Annotated in this window: 15 protein-coding genes; 8 read left to right on the plus strand and 7 right to left on the minus strand. The window is 70.5% G+C overall.

Annotated features, from left to right (window positions below; genetic code table 11):
• The first annotated feature begins 427 nt into the window (after nucleotides 1-427).
• The gene (locus MT346_RS16130; RefSeq protein ID WP_243564107.1) at nucleotides 428-997 is read left to right on the plus strand and encodes a M23 family metallopeptidase; all 570 of its coding nucleotides are present in this window, start codon (nucleotides 428-430) and stop codon (nucleotides 995-997) included.
• Nucleotides 998-1,116: 119 nt separating this feature from the next.
• A complete protein-coding gene (locus tag MT346_RS16135) occupies nucleotides 1,117-1,968 on the plus strand; it encodes an NAD(P)-dependent oxidoreductase (protein WP_308221917.1) in 852 nt (283 codons plus the stop codon).
• Nucleotides 1,969-2,018: 50 nt separating this feature from the next.
• On the opposite strand, the gene MT346_RS16140 is transcribed toward MT346_RS16135, so the two are convergent.
• Nucleotides 2,019-2,219 carry a hypothetical protein gene (locus tag MT346_RS16140; RefSeq protein ID WP_243564109.1) on the minus strand — a complete coding sequence of 67 codons (201 nt, stop codon included), beginning with the start codon at nucleotides 2,217-2,219 and terminating at the stop codon, nucleotides 2,019-2,021.
• A gap of 9 nt (nucleotides 2,220-2,228) precedes the next feature.
• Nucleotides 2,229-2,783: a MarR family winged helix-turn-helix transcriptional regulator gene (locus tag MT346_RS16145; protein WP_243564110.1), complete on the minus strand. Its 555-nt coding sequence runs from the start codon at nucleotides 2,781-2,783 to the stop codon at nucleotides 2,229-2,231.
• 175 nt (nucleotides 2,784-2,958) lie between these two features.
• On the opposite strand from MT346_RS16145, the gene MT346_RS16150 reads away from it, so the two are divergent.
• Nucleotides 2,959-3,852: an alpha-E domain-containing protein gene (locus tag MT346_RS16150; RefSeq protein ID WP_243564111.1), complete on the plus strand. Its 894-nt coding sequence runs from the start codon at nucleotides 2,959-2,961 to the stop codon at nucleotides 3,850-3,852.
• Between the two features lie 109 nt (nucleotides 3,853-3,961).
• On the opposite strand, the gene MT346_RS16155 is transcribed toward MT346_RS16150, so the two are convergent.
• Together MT346_RS16155 and MT346_RS16160 are read right to left on the minus strand one after the other, a co-directional pair.
• Nucleotides 3,962-5,308 carry an MFS transporter gene (locus MT346_RS16155; RefSeq protein WP_243564112.1) on the minus strand — a complete coding sequence of 449 codons (1,347 nt, stop codon included), beginning with the start codon at nucleotides 5,306-5,308 and terminating at the stop codon, nucleotides 3,962-3,964.
• Complete coding sequence (locus tag MT346_RS16160; RefSeq protein WP_243564113.1) at nucleotides 5,305-5,739, minus strand: MarR family transcriptional regulator; 435 nt, start codon at nucleotides 5,737-5,739, stop codon at nucleotides 5,305-5,307. The genes MT346_RS16155 and MT346_RS16160 overlap by 4 nt, the downstream gene beginning before the upstream one ends.
• A gap of 124 nt (nucleotides 5,740-5,863) precedes the next feature.
• Between MT346_RS16160 and MT346_RS16165 the strand changes: the two genes are divergently transcribed.
• Nucleotides 5,864-6,616 (plus strand): SDR family NAD(P)-dependent oxidoreductase, encoded by a 753-nt coding sequence (locus MT346_RS16165; RefSeq protein ID WP_243564114.1) that lies wholly within the window; start codon nucleotides 5,864-5,866, stop codon nucleotides 6,614-6,616.
• 96 nt (nucleotides 6,617-6,712) lie between these two features.
• Here the strand turns inward: MT346_RS16165 and MT346_RS16170 are convergent, their stop codons facing one another.
• From MT346_RS16170 to MT346_RS16180, 3 genes are read right to left on the minus strand one after another with little or no spacing between them, the layout of a single operon-like run.
• Entirely contained in the window at nucleotides 6,713-7,642 is a 930-nt protein-coding gene (locus tag MT346_RS16170; protein ID WP_243564115.1) for an acetamidase/formamidase family protein, read from the minus strand.
• 38 nt (nucleotides 7,643-7,680) lie between these two features.
• The gene (locus MT346_RS16175; RefSeq protein WP_243564116.1) at nucleotides 7,681-7,953 is read right to left on the minus strand and encodes a hypothetical protein; all 273 of its coding nucleotides are present in this window, start codon (nucleotides 7,951-7,953) and stop codon (nucleotides 7,681-7,683) included.
• Between the two features lie 11 nt (nucleotides 7,954-7,964).
• Nucleotides 7,965-9,110, minus strand: coding sequence for an inorganic phosphate transporter (locus MT346_RS16180; protein ID WP_243564117.1), 1,146 nt, complete (start codon nucleotides 9,108-9,110; stop codon nucleotides 7,965-7,967).
• A 79-nt stretch (nucleotides 9,111-9,189) separates the two neighbouring features.
• On the opposite strand from MT346_RS16180, the gene MT346_RS16185 reads away from it, so the two are divergent.
• From MT346_RS16185 to MT346_RS16200, 4 genes are all read left to right on the plus strand, one after another.
• The gene (locus MT346_RS16185) at nucleotides 9,190-10,059 is read left to right on the plus strand and encodes an alpha/beta fold hydrolase (RefSeq protein ID WP_243564118.1); all 870 of its coding nucleotides are present in this window, start codon (nucleotides 9,190-9,192) and stop codon (nucleotides 10,057-10,059) included.
• Nucleotides 10,060-10,755: 696 nt separating this feature from the next.
• Nucleotides 10,756-11,778: a cytochrome P450 gene (locus MT346_RS18500; RefSeq protein ID WP_243564119.1), complete on the plus strand. Its 1,023-nt coding sequence runs from the start codon at nucleotides 10,756-10,758 to the stop codon at nucleotides 11,776-11,778.
• Nucleotides 11,768-13,066, plus strand: a complete 1,299-nt coding sequence (locus MT346_RS16195) for an MFS transporter (protein WP_243564120.1) — start codon at nucleotides 11,768-11,770, stop codon at nucleotides 13,064-13,066. The genes MT346_RS18500 and MT346_RS16195 overlap by 11 nt, the downstream gene beginning before the upstream one ends.
• Nucleotides 13,063-13,557 carry a GNAT family N-acetyltransferase gene (locus MT346_RS16200; protein ID WP_243564121.1) on the plus strand — a complete coding sequence of 165 codons (495 nt, stop codon included), beginning with the start codon at nucleotides 13,063-13,065 and terminating at the stop codon, nucleotides 13,555-13,557. Before MT346_RS16195 ends, MT346_RS16200 begins: the two co-directional genes overlap by 4 nt.
• Nucleotides 13,558-13,568 lie beyond the last annotated feature (11 nt).

The raw sequence follows: 13,568 nt of genomic DNA on the forward strand, positions 1-13,568 counted from the left end.
GCCGCCGGTGACCACGACGCCGGCGTTCCCGCTCCGTCCCCGCGGAGCGGCCCGCGACGCGGCGAACCGGGCGGTCGCCGCACAGACCTCCGCGGCGGCGGTGCCCACCCCCGCCGTCGCGGAGCCCATCCGGCCCCACGGGCGGCGCGCTGCTGCCGGACCGCCGACCGAGCTGCTCGCCCGACACCCACGACGACTCGCACGCCCGGGTCCACGACGGCCCGACGGACCGCGGCGCCCCACGACCGGCGGCGCCCCCGTCGCTCGCACTGCCCCCGTCGCTCGCACTGCCCACGTCGCCCGCACTGTCCGCGGGGCCCTTCGGGCGACCGCGCCGCTGCCGCTGGCCGTGATGGCCGTCGTGGCGTGCTTCCTCGTGACGGCGACGACGCCCCAACAAGCTGCGGCAAGCACGGTCGGTGCGACCGTGCCGACGTCCGACCGGGCGGTCACGGTGGACACGCAGGACTTCACCGTGCCCGCAGCCGGACCCGGCGGAGTCGTCGTGCGCGACGGGTTCGCGGTCGCCGCGCCGCCGGTGCCGACGGCGCCGACGGGGCCGACCACCGCGCTCGACGGCGACGACGGCATCGCTGCCGTCCGCCCGGTCGCCGGCAGTGTCCCCACGGCAGGGGGCTTCGGTGGCCGCTGGGTCGCGGGCTGCGGCGCGTGCTCCACGAACCACCAGGGACTCGACTTCGCGGCGGCGACGGGCACGCCGGTGGTCGCGGCGATGCCCGGGCGGGTGGTCTCGGCCGGGGTGTCCGGCGGGTACGGCAACCAGGTACTGGTGCAGCACGCGGGCGGCCTGCAGACGCGCTACGGCCACCTGTCCCGGATCGACGTCGCCGTGGGGCAGGTCGTGACGGTGGGCGAGCAGGTCGGCGCGGTCGGCAGCAGCGGGGTCTCGACCGGACCACACCTGCACTTCGAGGTCATCGTGGGTGGCCGTCCCGTCGACCCGGCAGCCTGGCTCGGTGCGCGCGGTCTGCTCTGATCGCACCCCGCGCGGCCTGCTCTGATCGCACCCGCGCGGCCTGCTCTGAAGGCACCGCGCGTAGCGTTCGACAGGTCGGCGGCAGGGTGCCGTTCGGCGGGACGGAGTCAGACGTGCGCGTGACGGTGCTGGGTACAGGAGCCATGGGAGCCGGGGTGGCGCAGTCGCTCCTCCGCGAGGGCCACCAGGTCACGGTGTGGAACCGGAGTCCGGAGCGCGCCCGGCCGCTCGGTGACCACGGAGCGACCGTCGCGACCGACGCCGGTGCCGCGGTGTCGGATGCCGAGGTCGTCCTGCTGACCCTGTTCGACACCGATGCCGTCGTGGACGTCCTCGAACAGGCAGCGGGCGAGGCGCCGACCGACGCCGTCTGGGTGCAGTGCTCGACGGTGGGCGTCGAGGGCACCGAGACCGTGGTGCAGCTCGCGCAGAAGTACGGCATCGACCTGGTCGAGGCGATGATGCTCGGCACCAAGGCCCCCGCCGAGCAGGGGAAGCTCACGATGCTCGCTGCCGGACCCGCTGCGACGATCGACCGGATCCAGCCCGTGCTCGACGCCGTCGGCGCCAAGACCGTCCGCGCCGGTGAGCGCGTCGGCGACGGCACCGCGCTGAAGCTCGCGGCGAACGCATGGATCGCGTCGATCACCGCCGCGACCGGCCAGTCGCTCGCCGTGGCCCGGGGGCTCGGTATCGACCCGGCGCTGTTCCTGCAGGCGATCGCGGGCTCGGCCAGCGACTCCGCCTACGCGCACACCAAGGGCGAGTCGATGCTGGCGGGGGAGTTCCCGGCGCAGTTCGCGCTCGACGGACTCCGGAAGGACATCGGGCTGATCACCGATGCCGCACGGTCGACCGGGGTGTCCACGACGCTGCTCGAAGCGCTCGGCCGGGTCTACGCCGACGCCAGCGCAGCCGGACACGGTGCCGACGACATCGCGGCGGTCGGCACGGCGTTCACGAAGAACTGACCCGGACCAGCAGGAAGTGACGGGGTCGAAGCGCCTGGGGGACCCGTGCGCTACCGGCGGAACCAGCGCCGGAGCGTCGCCCTGAGCCGACCGACGGCCTCGTCGTTCATGGTGTTGGCCAGGTCGAAGGCCTCGCGCGCGGGATCGCTGCCGTCACGGATGCGCCGGAGTGCCGCGTCGGCCCGGGCGCGTGCGTCGAGCTCGGCGAAGGGCATGTCGTCCTCGGGCTCGTGCGGACGCGTCTGGGTCATGTGGACACGCTACGCGCGACGAGGTGCGCGCATGCCGTCGCCGTCGCTGCTGCTGGCGGCCGCACGGTCGGCGTCGATCTCGTCGACCACCGAGGTCATCTCGTCGAGGAAGTCCACGATGACGGCCATGTCGTCCCCGGGCAGGTGCTCGGCGACCTCGAGCGTGCGGGAGTCGAGGTCGTCGATGACCCGGATGGCCTGCCGCATCGAGGACCCGGAGGCGCTGAGGATCACGCCGCGGCGGTCGTCCGGGTCGGGACGCCGTTCGACGTGACCGCTGCGGACCAGGCGGTCCACGAGCGCCGAGGTCGACGCGGGCGTGATGCCGAGTCGCTCGGCGAGTTCCTTGGCGTTCGTGGTGCGACCGGCGGTCTCGGCCTCGATCAGCAGACGCAGCGCGAGCAGGGCGTTCTCACCGATGCCGAGAGCCTCGCGCGCACGACGCTGCGCGGCGCTCTCGGCCGTGCGGTAGCGACGGAGGGCGTTGAGCACGTCGACTGCATCGACCCGGGATCCATCGCCGTACCAGAACCCCGCGGTGTGCGTCGTCACCTCGGAAGACATGGCCCAATGCTAGACGCTCTAGTTAGGTTGTCTAGCGAGCGAGGTGGTCTCGCACAGCAGACAGCCGGTCTGCGCGTCCACGACAGCCGGTCTGCGCGCCTGCAACACCCGTGACGCGGCTCGGAAACACCGTCGCAACGCGGGGTCAGTAGGTTCGCCGCATGCAGGAGCAGCGGTGCTGAGCGGACTCGCGGGGAGCGTGTTCCGGGTGGGGGCGGCCGTCGAACGCGCCGACGTGATCGCCCGGTTGCTCGACGCGTACCTGGCCAAGCCCGACGCGACGAGCGGCCCGGCAGACCCGGTGATCGCGCGGGAGCTCCGGGTCGTGGCCGGCGCGGCCGTGACCCCGCGTTCGGTGCTGGACGCCACCGCGACGCTCGAGCTGCTGGCGCTCGACCGGCACGAGCCCGCGTCGATCGCGAACGCGGTCGCCGTGGCGCGCGACGACGCCCGGCGTGCGCGTGACGTCGTCTCCACCGAGCTGTGGGACGCGCTCAACGTCACGCGCTCGCGGCTGCCGCGCAAGATCGCCGCCGGACGTGAACACGAGTTCCTGGCGTGGGTGCGGGAACGGAGCGCCCTGGCCGTGGGCGTCGTCGAGGGGGACGCCAGCCGCGACGAGGTCTGGGAGTTCTTCACGCTCGGTCGGTCGCTCGCACGGTGTGCCGCCACCGCACGGCTGCTGGCATCCGAGCTGCTCGACCCCGAGTCCGGGCGGTCGTGGGCGACCGCGCTGCGCGCGTGCGGTGTCGGCGAGGCCTTCCATCGCGAGGCCCGGCCGGGCGCACCGGCGTCGGAGGCTGCGGCGTTCCTGCTGCTCGACGGGCACTGTCCGCGGTCGGTGCTGTTCCTGACGCAGCGTGCCGAGGCGTGCCTGGCGGACGTGGCACCCGCGCTGGTGCCCGAGGGGCTCGCCGAGCTGCGGGAGGCGGGCGCGGCGCTCCGGACGATCCTGCCGGCAGACGCGGTCGAGGCGGCCCGCCCGGCCGGACGGCGACTCGCCTCGGTGGCGGACCGGGTGGCACGCGCGCTCGACGAGCACGTGTTCGCCGGGGCAGCCGCGGGCTGAGTGCGCCGGTCGGGCTGCGAATCCAGACGCGACCAGACGACGGACAGGAGGCCCGGTGCCGGCCCGCACCGGGCCTCCTGTCCGGGGGTGGTCGCGACCGGTCCGTGGGTCAGACGCCGCTGGAACGGCTGGAGACGGCCTCGTCGCGTGCCAGGTCCTGGCGGAGGGCGGCGCGAGCGGCACGCGGGCTGATCACCGGGATCGAGTGCGTGACGGCCAGGTGCAGGCGGGTGTCGGCGTCGTACCGCAGCCGGAAGTGCTGGTAGCGGACGAGCCAGACGAGCGCGATGGCGAGTGCCACGAACCCGGAGGCCGCACCGACGCCGATCGCCCAGCGGGGACCCCACGCATCGGCGATCGCGCCGACGATGGGCGCGCCGATCGGGGTGCCGCCCGCGAAGATCGCCATGTAGAGCGCCATCACACGACCGCGCATCGCGGGCTTCGTCGTGGTCTGCACCAGGGCGTTCGCGGTGGTCATGAACGTCAGCGACGCCAGGCCGACGAACATCAGCACGATCGCGAAGGACCAGTAGGTCGGGGCGAACGCGGCCGCGGTGCACGCCAGGCCGAAGCCCGCACTGGCGACGACGAGCAGACGCATGCGGGGGCGCTCACGGCGGGCGGACAGCAGGGCGCCGAGCACGGAGCCGATCGCCATGACGGAGTTGAGCAGGCCGAACTCGCCGGCGCCCTTGTGGAACTCGACGCGCGCCATGGTCGAGGTGAAGATGGGGAAGTTCACGCCGAACGTGCCGACGACGAAGATCATGCAGAGCACGACGATGATGTCGGGGCGGGTGCGGACGTACCGGAAGCCCGCCAGGATCTGGCCCTTGCCGCGCTTTGCCCGGATGCGGTCGGCGAGCTGTTCCGGGTCCACGAACTTCAGGGCGCCGAGGACCGCGGCGAACGAGGCCGCGTTGATGATGAACACCCAGCCGGACCCGATCGCGGCGATGAGCACGCCGGCGACGGCGGGGCCGATGAGCCGGGCGGCGTTGAACGACGCGGAGTTCAGCGCGACGGCGTTCGAGACGTGTTCGCCCGTGACGACGTCGGACACGAACGCCTGCCGGACCGGGGTGTCGAACGCGGCGACGATGCCGAGGGCCAGCGCGAACGTGTACAGCCACAGCAGGGTGGCGGTGTCCGTGACGACCATGATCCCCAGGCCGAGCCCGAGCATGCCCATCAGGGCCTGGGTGACCATGAGCGTGCGGCGGCGATCGAAGCGGTCGGCCACCAGGCCGGTCCAGGGCAGCAGCACCAGCTGGGGGCCGAACTGCAGTGCCATCGTGATGCCGACCGCGATGGCGTTGTCGTGGGTGAGCTGCGTCAGGACGATCCAGTCCTGCGCGGTCCGCTGCATCCAGGTGCCGATGTTCGACACCAGGGCACCGGCGAACCAGATGCGGTAGTTGCGTCCCGACAGGGACCGGAACATGGCCGTCACTGGTGGGCCAGCCTCCTCATGATCTCGGTGGCGTCGGTCAGGACGCGGCGTTCGGCGGGGGTGAGCACGGCGAGCTTCGGCGACAGCCAGTCGTCGCGGCGTCGGCGGGTCTCGACGACGAAGTCGGCCCCGGCCGGTGTCGCGCCGATGAGCACCTTGCGGCGGTCGTCGCCGTGGTCGCCCTTGGACACCAGACCGCGGTCGATGAGCGCCGCGACCGTCTTGGTCATGGACGGGGGTGTCACGCCGTCGCCGCGGCTGAGGTCGGCGAGGGTCATCGGTCCGTCGCGGTGCAGTCGAGCGAGGGCCGAGAACATCGCGTCGCTGACGCTCGAGTCGGCCTTCTGTGCACGCAGGGTGCGCGAGAGCCGGTTCACCGCGACGCGCAGATCCGTGCTGAGCGACGGGTGCGGCGCGCTGGTCGTCGTCACGGTCGTTAGCCTACCTCATTAGTTCAGCGAACGAACTGGTTGGGGTCGGAATGCCGAGTGGAGGAGTATCGTTCCCCGCATAGGCAACAGGTGTTGTCCACAGCTGAGCAGAGAGAAGCACACAATGTCCGAGTTCGAGGGCAAGGTCGCCATCGTCACCGGTGGCGGCAGCGGCATCGGCGAAGCCATCGCGAAGGAGCTCGCGGCAGCGGGCGCGAAGGTCGTCGTCACCGACATCAAGCTCGACGGCGCCCAGCGCGTCGTCGCGTCGATCGAGGGAGCGGGCGGCACCGCGGTCGCGTTCGAGGCGAACTCGGCCGTCGCCGCCGACGACGAGCGCATGGTCCGGTTCGCGGTCGACACCTACGGCGCACTGCACCTCGCCGTGAACAACGCCGGCATCGGCGCTGCACCCCAGCCGATCGGCGAGTACGACATCGCCGCGTGGGACCGCGTGCGGTCGGTCGACCTGGACGGCGTCTTCTACGGCATGCGCTACGAGATCCCCGCGATGCTGGCCGCCGGTGGTGGGGCGATCGTCAACATGTCGAGCGTTCTCGGCTCGGTCGGCCTCGCGCAGAACGCCGCCTACGTGGCATCGAAGCACGCGCTGGTCGGTCTGACCAAGGTCGCCGCGCTCGAGTACACGTCACAGGGCGTCCGCACGAACGCCGTCGGCCCGGGCTTCATCGACACCCCGCTCGTGCGCTCGTCGCTGTCGGCCGATGCGCTGTCGGCGCTCGAGTCCGAGCACGCGGCCGGTCGGCTCGGCACCGACGCCGAGGTCGCGGCGCTCGTGCTGTTCCTGCTGAGCGACAAGGCCTCGTTCATCTCGGGCAGCTACCACCTGGTGGACGGCGGCTACTCCGCCCACTGACGCGGGGGTCCGGACAGGAGGCCCTGCGCACGTCCCCGACGTCGGGGACGTGCGCAGGGCCTCCTGTCCGTCCGCCGGTTGCGTCGCCGGGCCGACTCACCGGGTGATCGCGTCGTGGGGCAGCAGCGCGTGCACGCCCCACGTGCGGTTCGCCACCTGGGTCACCCGCATGCTGACGGTGACGCTGGCCATCGCCAGGGCCTCGGCGCGGGTGATGTCGTGCTCACCGGCGATCCAGTCGACCACGGCGTCGAGCGCGGTCGTCGTGGCGGTGTTCAGGTCGGCGTCGAACCCGAACGTGATCCGTCCGGCCGGAGTGTCGGCGTGGATGCCGGCGACGGGGGCCGGGTCCAGCAGCGCGAGCGTCATCGTGGTGGTCATCCCGCACTCGACCGCGGTGCCCGAGACCTCGCCGTCGCCCTGGGCCGCGTGGCCGTCCCCGACCGACAGCAGCGCGTCGGGCACGGTGACGGGCAGGTACAGCGTCGCGCCGGCCACGAGCTCGCGGCAGTCGATGTTGCCGCCGCCGACCGGCCGCGGCGGGATCGTCGAGTGCTCGCCAGTGGGTTCCGGCGGCAGCCCGACCACGCCGAGGAACGGCGCCGTGCGGACGCCCAGCCCGAGCTGGTTGCGTGCGGTCCCGGCGGCAGCGTCGACCTCCCACAGCAGCGGTCCGCGCGACGCCGGGTCCGTCAGCCCGAGCGCCCGGGTGACCGGGCTGTCCACGCCGCCGGACGCCGTGTAGCCCCAGTCGTCCGGCACCAGGTCGTCGAAGCGGACGGCGAGCACCTGCCCGGGCCGGGCACCGGTCACGGCGATCGGCCCGACCAGGCAGTGGCCGCGTCGCGAGGGGATGAGCGTCGGCGCCTCGGCACCGGCCTCGGCCAACCGCTCGGTGTAGCCGGCGGCGTTGAGCGTCCGGACGGTCACGGTGTCACCCGGTCCGACGCGGAGCACGGGCGCGCGCTCCGCGTCGAACACGTCGGCGACGGTGTCGGACGAGGCATCGATCCTGTGGTGGGTCACCCGTCGATCCTGTCAGGCGGGTGACCCGGCGGGTCCCGCTACTGGTGGAACTGCGGGATCGTCAGCCAGATCCCGTACAGCACCGCAGCGGCGCACAGCGCGAAGCACACGACCGCGGCGGCCATCGCTCCGAGCGGCGTCGTGCCGGAGCGCGGGGTCTCCTCCGAGTACTGGGTGCGCTCGCCGCCGGCGTCGGCGGGCTGTCCGGTGCTCAGGAAGCGCAGACCGAGCGTGTAGAGCAGCACCACGCCGACGGCGGCCACGAAGCCGACGCCCGCTACCGTGCCGATGGCCCCGAAGTCGATGGTCATCGTCGTGCCTCTCAGTTCTTCGTGGCGGCCACGGGCTCGCGCTCCGTGGTGCCCTCGTGGATGTCGGCGGCCGAGATCGGCTTGCGCTTGGCCAGGGCGTAGAACGTCAGGCCGGCTGCGAGTGCCAGGACCGCGACGAGCACGAGCCCGATCACCGAGGTCGAGGCCAGCCATGTGGCAAGACCGCCGACCAGTGCGGCGGCGGGGAGCGTGATCACCCAGGCGATCACGATGCGACCGACGACGCCCCAGTGCACGTCGGCGAGCTTCTTGCCGAGGCCGGAGCCGACGACCGAGCCACTGGTGACGTGGGTGGTCGAGAGCGCGAAGCCCAGGTGCGACGACACCAGGATCGTCGCCGCGGAGCTGGTCTCGGCCGCGAAGCCCTGCGGGGACTGCACGTCCGAGATCTTCTTGCCGACGGTCTGCATGATGCGCCAGCCGCCCATGTAGGTGCCGAGGGCGATCGCGAGTCCGCAGGCCAGGATCACCCAGAGCGCGGGGCCGGTGCCGGCGTCCTGGTAGTTCGCGGTGATGAGGGTCAGTGTGATGACACCCATCGTCTTCTGCGCGTCGTTGGTGCCGTGCGCGAGCGACACGAGCGAGGCGGAGATCGTCTGGCCGTGCCGGAAGCCGGTGGCCGCACCGTGCGTCGTCGCGTTCTTCGTGAGCCGGTAGGCGATGAACGTCGCGACGAGGGCGATCACGCCCGCGATCACCGGCGACAGCAGTGCCGGCAGCACGACCTTCGACACGACGGTCGCCCAGTCGACGGAGTTGAGCCCGGCGCCGATGATCGACGCACCGATCAGCCCGCCGAACAGAGCGTGGGTGGACGACGACGGCAGGCCGAAGTACCAGGTGGCGAGGTTCCACAGCACGGCCCCGACCAGTCCGGCGAAGATCATCGTCGGGCTGATGTGGATGCCGTCCTGGCCCTCGCGGATGATGCCCTGCGAGACGGTCTTGGCGACCTCGGTGGACAGGAACGCGCCGACCAGGTTCAGGACGGCGGAGATGAGCACGGCGGTCCGGGGCTTGAGCGCCCCGGTTGCGACCGACGTGGCCATGGCGTTGGCGGTGTCGTGGAACCCGTTCGTGAAGTCGAACACGAGGGCCACCACGATCACGAGCACGACGATGACGAGGACGTCCATGGCGGTGACGCTAGGCCCGGGCGTGAGCGGCCGGGTGAACGCAGGGTGAACAGGTGCGCGGGTCTGCCAAGATGCTCACGTGCCGACCTACTCAGCTGCCCGCGGCGATGCGTCGTTCGTCGATCCGCACGGGATCGAGATCGTGTACTCGACCTGGCGTGCGGGGCGGCCCAAGGGCGTCGTGCAGATCGCCCACGGCGTCGGCGAGTACGCCCTGCGGTACGAGCGGCTGGCGCAGGACCTGGTCCGTGCCGGGTACACGGTCGTCGCGAACGACCACCGCGGGCACGGGCGCACCGGCCTGGCCCAGTGGGACGGCGACCACGCCAAGCTCGGCCGGCTGGGCCCCGGCGGGTTGCGTGCCGCGATCGCCGCCGTCGAGCAGACCTCGCGCATCGCCCGGCAGGAGACCCCCGGCGTGCCGCTGGTGCTGCTCGGACACTCGCTGGGATCGCTGATGGCGCAGCGGATCGTCAACACGACCAGCCGTGCCTACGACGGGGTGGTCCTGTCTGCCACCGCGTACCGGCTGCCCGGCACGATGAACAGCGGCGACCTGAACCGCCGGCACGCAGCGCTCGGCCCGACCCGGTTCGAGTGGCTCAGCCGCGACCGGGCGATCGTCGACGCGATGGCCGCCGACCCGCTCGTGGTCGACGCGAACGTCGTCAAGCTGTTCGGCGTGGTCGACGCCCTGCGGCTGCTCGGCGTCCCGCGACGGCACATCGAGCACGACGTCCCGATGCTGCTGCAGGTCGGCTCCGAGGACAGCCTGGGCGGCCCGCGCTCGGTCGAACGGCTCGCGAAGGCCTACCGGGGTCGCGGCGGGCTGAGCGACGTGACCGTCCACGTGTACGAGGGTGCCCGGCACGAGATCTACAACGAGACCAACCGCGACGAGGTCGTGGCCGACCTGGTGACGTGGCTCGGTCGGGTCGTCGGTCGTTGACCGTGCCCGACCGGACGGCCACCGCGGTCACCCTCGGATGGTTCGTCATCCGCCGCGCGCACGCCCCGGGCCGCGACGTGTGACGGAACGCGACCGGCGGTGACCATGGACCGGACTGGAGGCGCATGGCGGCGCCGCCACGCGCCTCCAGTCCGATGCGTGCCAGGCCACCCAGCGGCACGTGCTCAGGGCGGGCACCAGAGCGCCCAGCGCGCGGTCCACAGCGCGAAGAACGGCGACGAAGTCACCGGTCACCTGACCGACAGGCTGGACCGGTGGCCATCGCCCGGATGAGCCGCGCAGACATCGACTCCGACCGGTGCCAACACGTCGAGCCTCGCCTGGTGTCTTGTCTCGTGCTCGGGGCGCGGTCCGTGGCTGGAAAAAGAATAACATTTGCCAGCTATTCCGGCTCATCCCGATCGTGCTAACTTCTTTTGCATCACGCGAAAGGGGGTGATCACATGGCAATCCTGAAGAACTCGGTGCGTTCTGCGATGGCGCGATCCTTTGGTCGATTCAAGTACCGCAATCAGTACGGCGGACTGTGATCCTCGTGTCGACCCGAGCGGATCTTCCGCTCGGGTCGACATACTTCGAGAAAGGCACGTCGTGCGGCGTTGGTTGGAGACTCGATTGGTCAACCCTCATGTGCTCAGCTCATGGCGCGGGGACCGTCGGGTATCGTCAGGTTGCGTGATCCTCGCCTCAGAGGAATCCGTTCGTGATGCGTTGATCGATTCTGCATCGAAGACTGCATTCGACTCGGGTTTCTTCCGGATCGGGCAACGCTCGCTCCCGCAGGCGGCGGTGCGCTCTGCATCGGCGGAACTTCGTCGTCTGCTGCACGAGTCCAGTAGCGAGCGTCCCCACCTCGCCCGTTCGATCCTCTCCCGGAAGGTCGGCATGAGGCTTCCGAGTCGTGGGATCGGTCAGACCCTCGTGTTCGAGTACTTTCGTCGTCAGATATGTCGAGGGAGATCCCGGTCGATCGGCGACCTTGCACATGCGTATGTGCAGCAATCGATCATCCCTGATGATGTCCAGCATCGTCCTCGAAGTCATTATCGTCATCTAGTGCCGCTCCGGCGCGCTCTGGAGAAGGAACTCATCGGGACTGAGATGTCCACCCCGTGCCGGGACTACTTGGACATTGCGCTTTCAGTGACCGAAACGCTCGAGGAGGCCGCGGAGGTGTTCTTTCGACTCGTGCTCTCAACAGTGGGGTTCACCGGGAGCGCGATGGAGTGGCTTCTCATGGATCAATCCGACCGAGGTGTGGCACGTTTTCCCGGCGTTCCGGTCCGCGACTACGTTCGCGAATCCCTGCGCCTCCGCACGCCCGCTTGCCGGTTGAGCCGAGACGTCACGAAGGGGATGACAGTCGGCGGTGTTCGAGTCGAGCAGGGTGACGAGCTCCTGTTGAACCTGTTCGCAGCGAACCGGGACCCGAAGGCCTTCCACCTGCCGGATGACTTCCGCCCGAGTCGATTCGGCGAGGGTGCCGGGAAGCGTGATCTGACTTTCGGCCTTGGCACACGGAGCTGTCCTGCTCAGCGGGCAGCGCTCGACTGTCTTCAGGACTTCCTCATCCCCCTTACAGCCGACTTCGAAGTCTCGTGGCGACCCCGTCGCGGATCCAAGATGATCGTTGGCACTCTGGCCATCCCTCCGAAAGGGACCTTCGTCATCAGGCGGACAGCTGGTCATGGCGTCTGACGGGGTGGTGACCCGCTCGCCAGGGCGTCTGCTGATCGCTCACAACCTGACCGACGCGGTGGGCTCACGTGTACTGGCCGACACGATCACCGTGCTGGCAGTCCTCGGAGGGATGGCGGCGACGGAACTCGGAGTCCTGAACGCTGTCGAGTCGACCGTCGTCGTCGTGATTGCGGTGCCGACGTCGCTGCTGCTCGACCGCGTCGGGTTCCGGTGGGTCCTGCCGGTTGCGATGTCGGCGAAGCTCGCCCTGGGGCTGGCCGCCGGGCTGGTCTTCGCGGTGGTCGGCTTCGACGGGATCGCCACCATCCTGTTCGTCGCGGCTGTGGCGTGCTTCGGGGTGGTGTCGGAGCTCGGTCAACTGATTGCTGCTCGGGAGCTGTCGCGGGCAGGCTCCACGATGACGCGGCTGATTGCTTTCATGGAGGCGACGGACAAAGTGGCGTCGCTGGCAGTTCCGGCGCTGGTGGGATTCTTTCTCGCGCGCGGCTTGGGGCTTCCCTTGCTGGTAGCGGCCATGTCGTCGTTGGTCTGCGCTGTGGGAACCGCGCTGGTGCTCAGCACATCGAGCCCATCGCGATCGACCGACCGTGCAGTCATTCCTGCGCAGACGCAAGAGCATGCGCAGGCACGGACATCGGCGAGGCTGTCCGAGGTGTTTCTGGGCTTCAGGATCATCTGGCTGAATCGACGTCTTCGCTGCGTCGTCATCCTGTTGGCCGCCACGAACGCTGGCCTCGGGATGGGTGACACCGTCTTGGTCGTGCTCGTCCTCCAGGTCCTGCAGCTGTCCCCGGTCGTGTACGGAGCATTGTCATCGGTGGGGGCGGCAACAGCCTTGTGCGCGGCCCTCGTCGCCCCGGCAGTGCTCAACAGGTGGTCATCGAGTCAGATCTTCATGTCGACCTCGGTGGCGCAGCTGGCGTTTGCTGTTCTGCCACTCGTCGCTTCTCTCGCTCCGGGATGGGCTGTCCCGCTCTTGATTGCGCACGATGTGGGGTGGAGCGCGACCATCACGATCCTCGGGATCGCGGCTGCGACTCTGGCCGCCAGAGAAGTGCACCTCGCTGCGGTGGCGAGGGTCACGGCCGCCTCCCGCGTCGTCACGATCGGCGTGATTCCGGTCGCCGCTGTCGGTGGTGGCCTCCTCACGGATACCTGGGGGACAGCACCGGCGTTGCTTGCCTGGGTGCTCGTGGCGGCCACGGCGATGATCCTCTGCATGTCCATCCAGAGAGCGTGGCAATCGGACGACGGCCAATGGTCCCGAGAGGAGATGACCCGATGAGCGATGACGTCACGAGCGATCTGGTCGAGGGGGCGTCCGCGCGGGTGCGCCAGCTCCGACCCGAGGACATCGAACTCGTCGCCGCGCGAGAGCCGCCGACCCGCAACTACGTGCGCGCCGCCGCCGCACAGCAGGAAGCGGGGGAGCTGGTGGTCCTCGTCGCCTGGAACGGTGCCGTGCCGGTCGGCTCGGTCGAGGTGACCCGCGAGCCCGTGCCGGAAGCGCGGAACCTGCGCGTCGATGAGGACATGCGTGGTCGTGGCGTCGGGACGATGCTCCTCCGGGCGGCTGAGCACCTCGCGCTGCCGGCCGGTGCGATCCGCGTCGGGGTCAGCGACGACAACGACGGAGCGCGCCGTCTGTACCGCCGGCTCGGGTACGTCCCCATCGGCGACGTCGAGGAGTACGAGTACACCTACGTCGACGACGCGGACCAGACGCACGTCGTCCGCGAGCGTGCGGAGTACATGGCGAAGCAGCTGCCGGGCTGACGGACTGGAGG

The organism is Curtobacterium sp. VKM Ac-2922, from assembly GCF_022815645.1.
Classification (GTDB): domain Bacteria; phylum Actinomycetota; class Actinomycetes; order Actinomycetales; family Microbacteriaceae; genus Curtobacterium.

Excerpts from the sequence above, each read along its gene's own strand:
- MT346_RS16140 (WP_243564109.1), bottom strand. The coding sequence starts at position 2,219 with ATGACCCAGACGCGTCCGCACGAGCCCGAGGACGACATGCCCTTCGCC.
- MT346_RS16195 (WP_243564120.1), top strand. The coding sequence starts at position 11,768 with ATGGCGTCTGACGGGGTGGTGACCCGCTCGCCAGGGCGTCTGCTGATC.
- MT346_RS16175 (WP_243564116.1), bottom strand. The coding sequence starts at position 7,953 with ATGACCATCGACTTCGGGGCCATCGGCACGGTAGCGGGCGTCGGCTTC.
- MT346_RS16200 (WP_243564121.1), top strand. The coding sequence starts at position 13,063 with ATGAGCGATGACGTCACGAGCGATCTGGTCGAGGGGGCGTCCGCGCGG.
- MT346_RS16165 (WP_243564114.1), top strand. The coding sequence starts at position 5,864 with ATGTCCGAGTTCGAGGGCAAGGTCGCCATCGTCACCGGTGGCGGCAGC.
- MT346_RS16180 (WP_243564117.1), bottom strand. The coding sequence starts at position 9,110 with ATGGACGTCCTCGTCATCGTCGTGCTCGTGATCGTGGTGGCCCTCGTG.
- MT346_RS16145 (WP_243564110.1), bottom strand. The coding sequence starts at position 2,783 with ATGTCTTCCGAGGTGACGACGCACACCGCGGGGTTCTGGTACGGCGAT.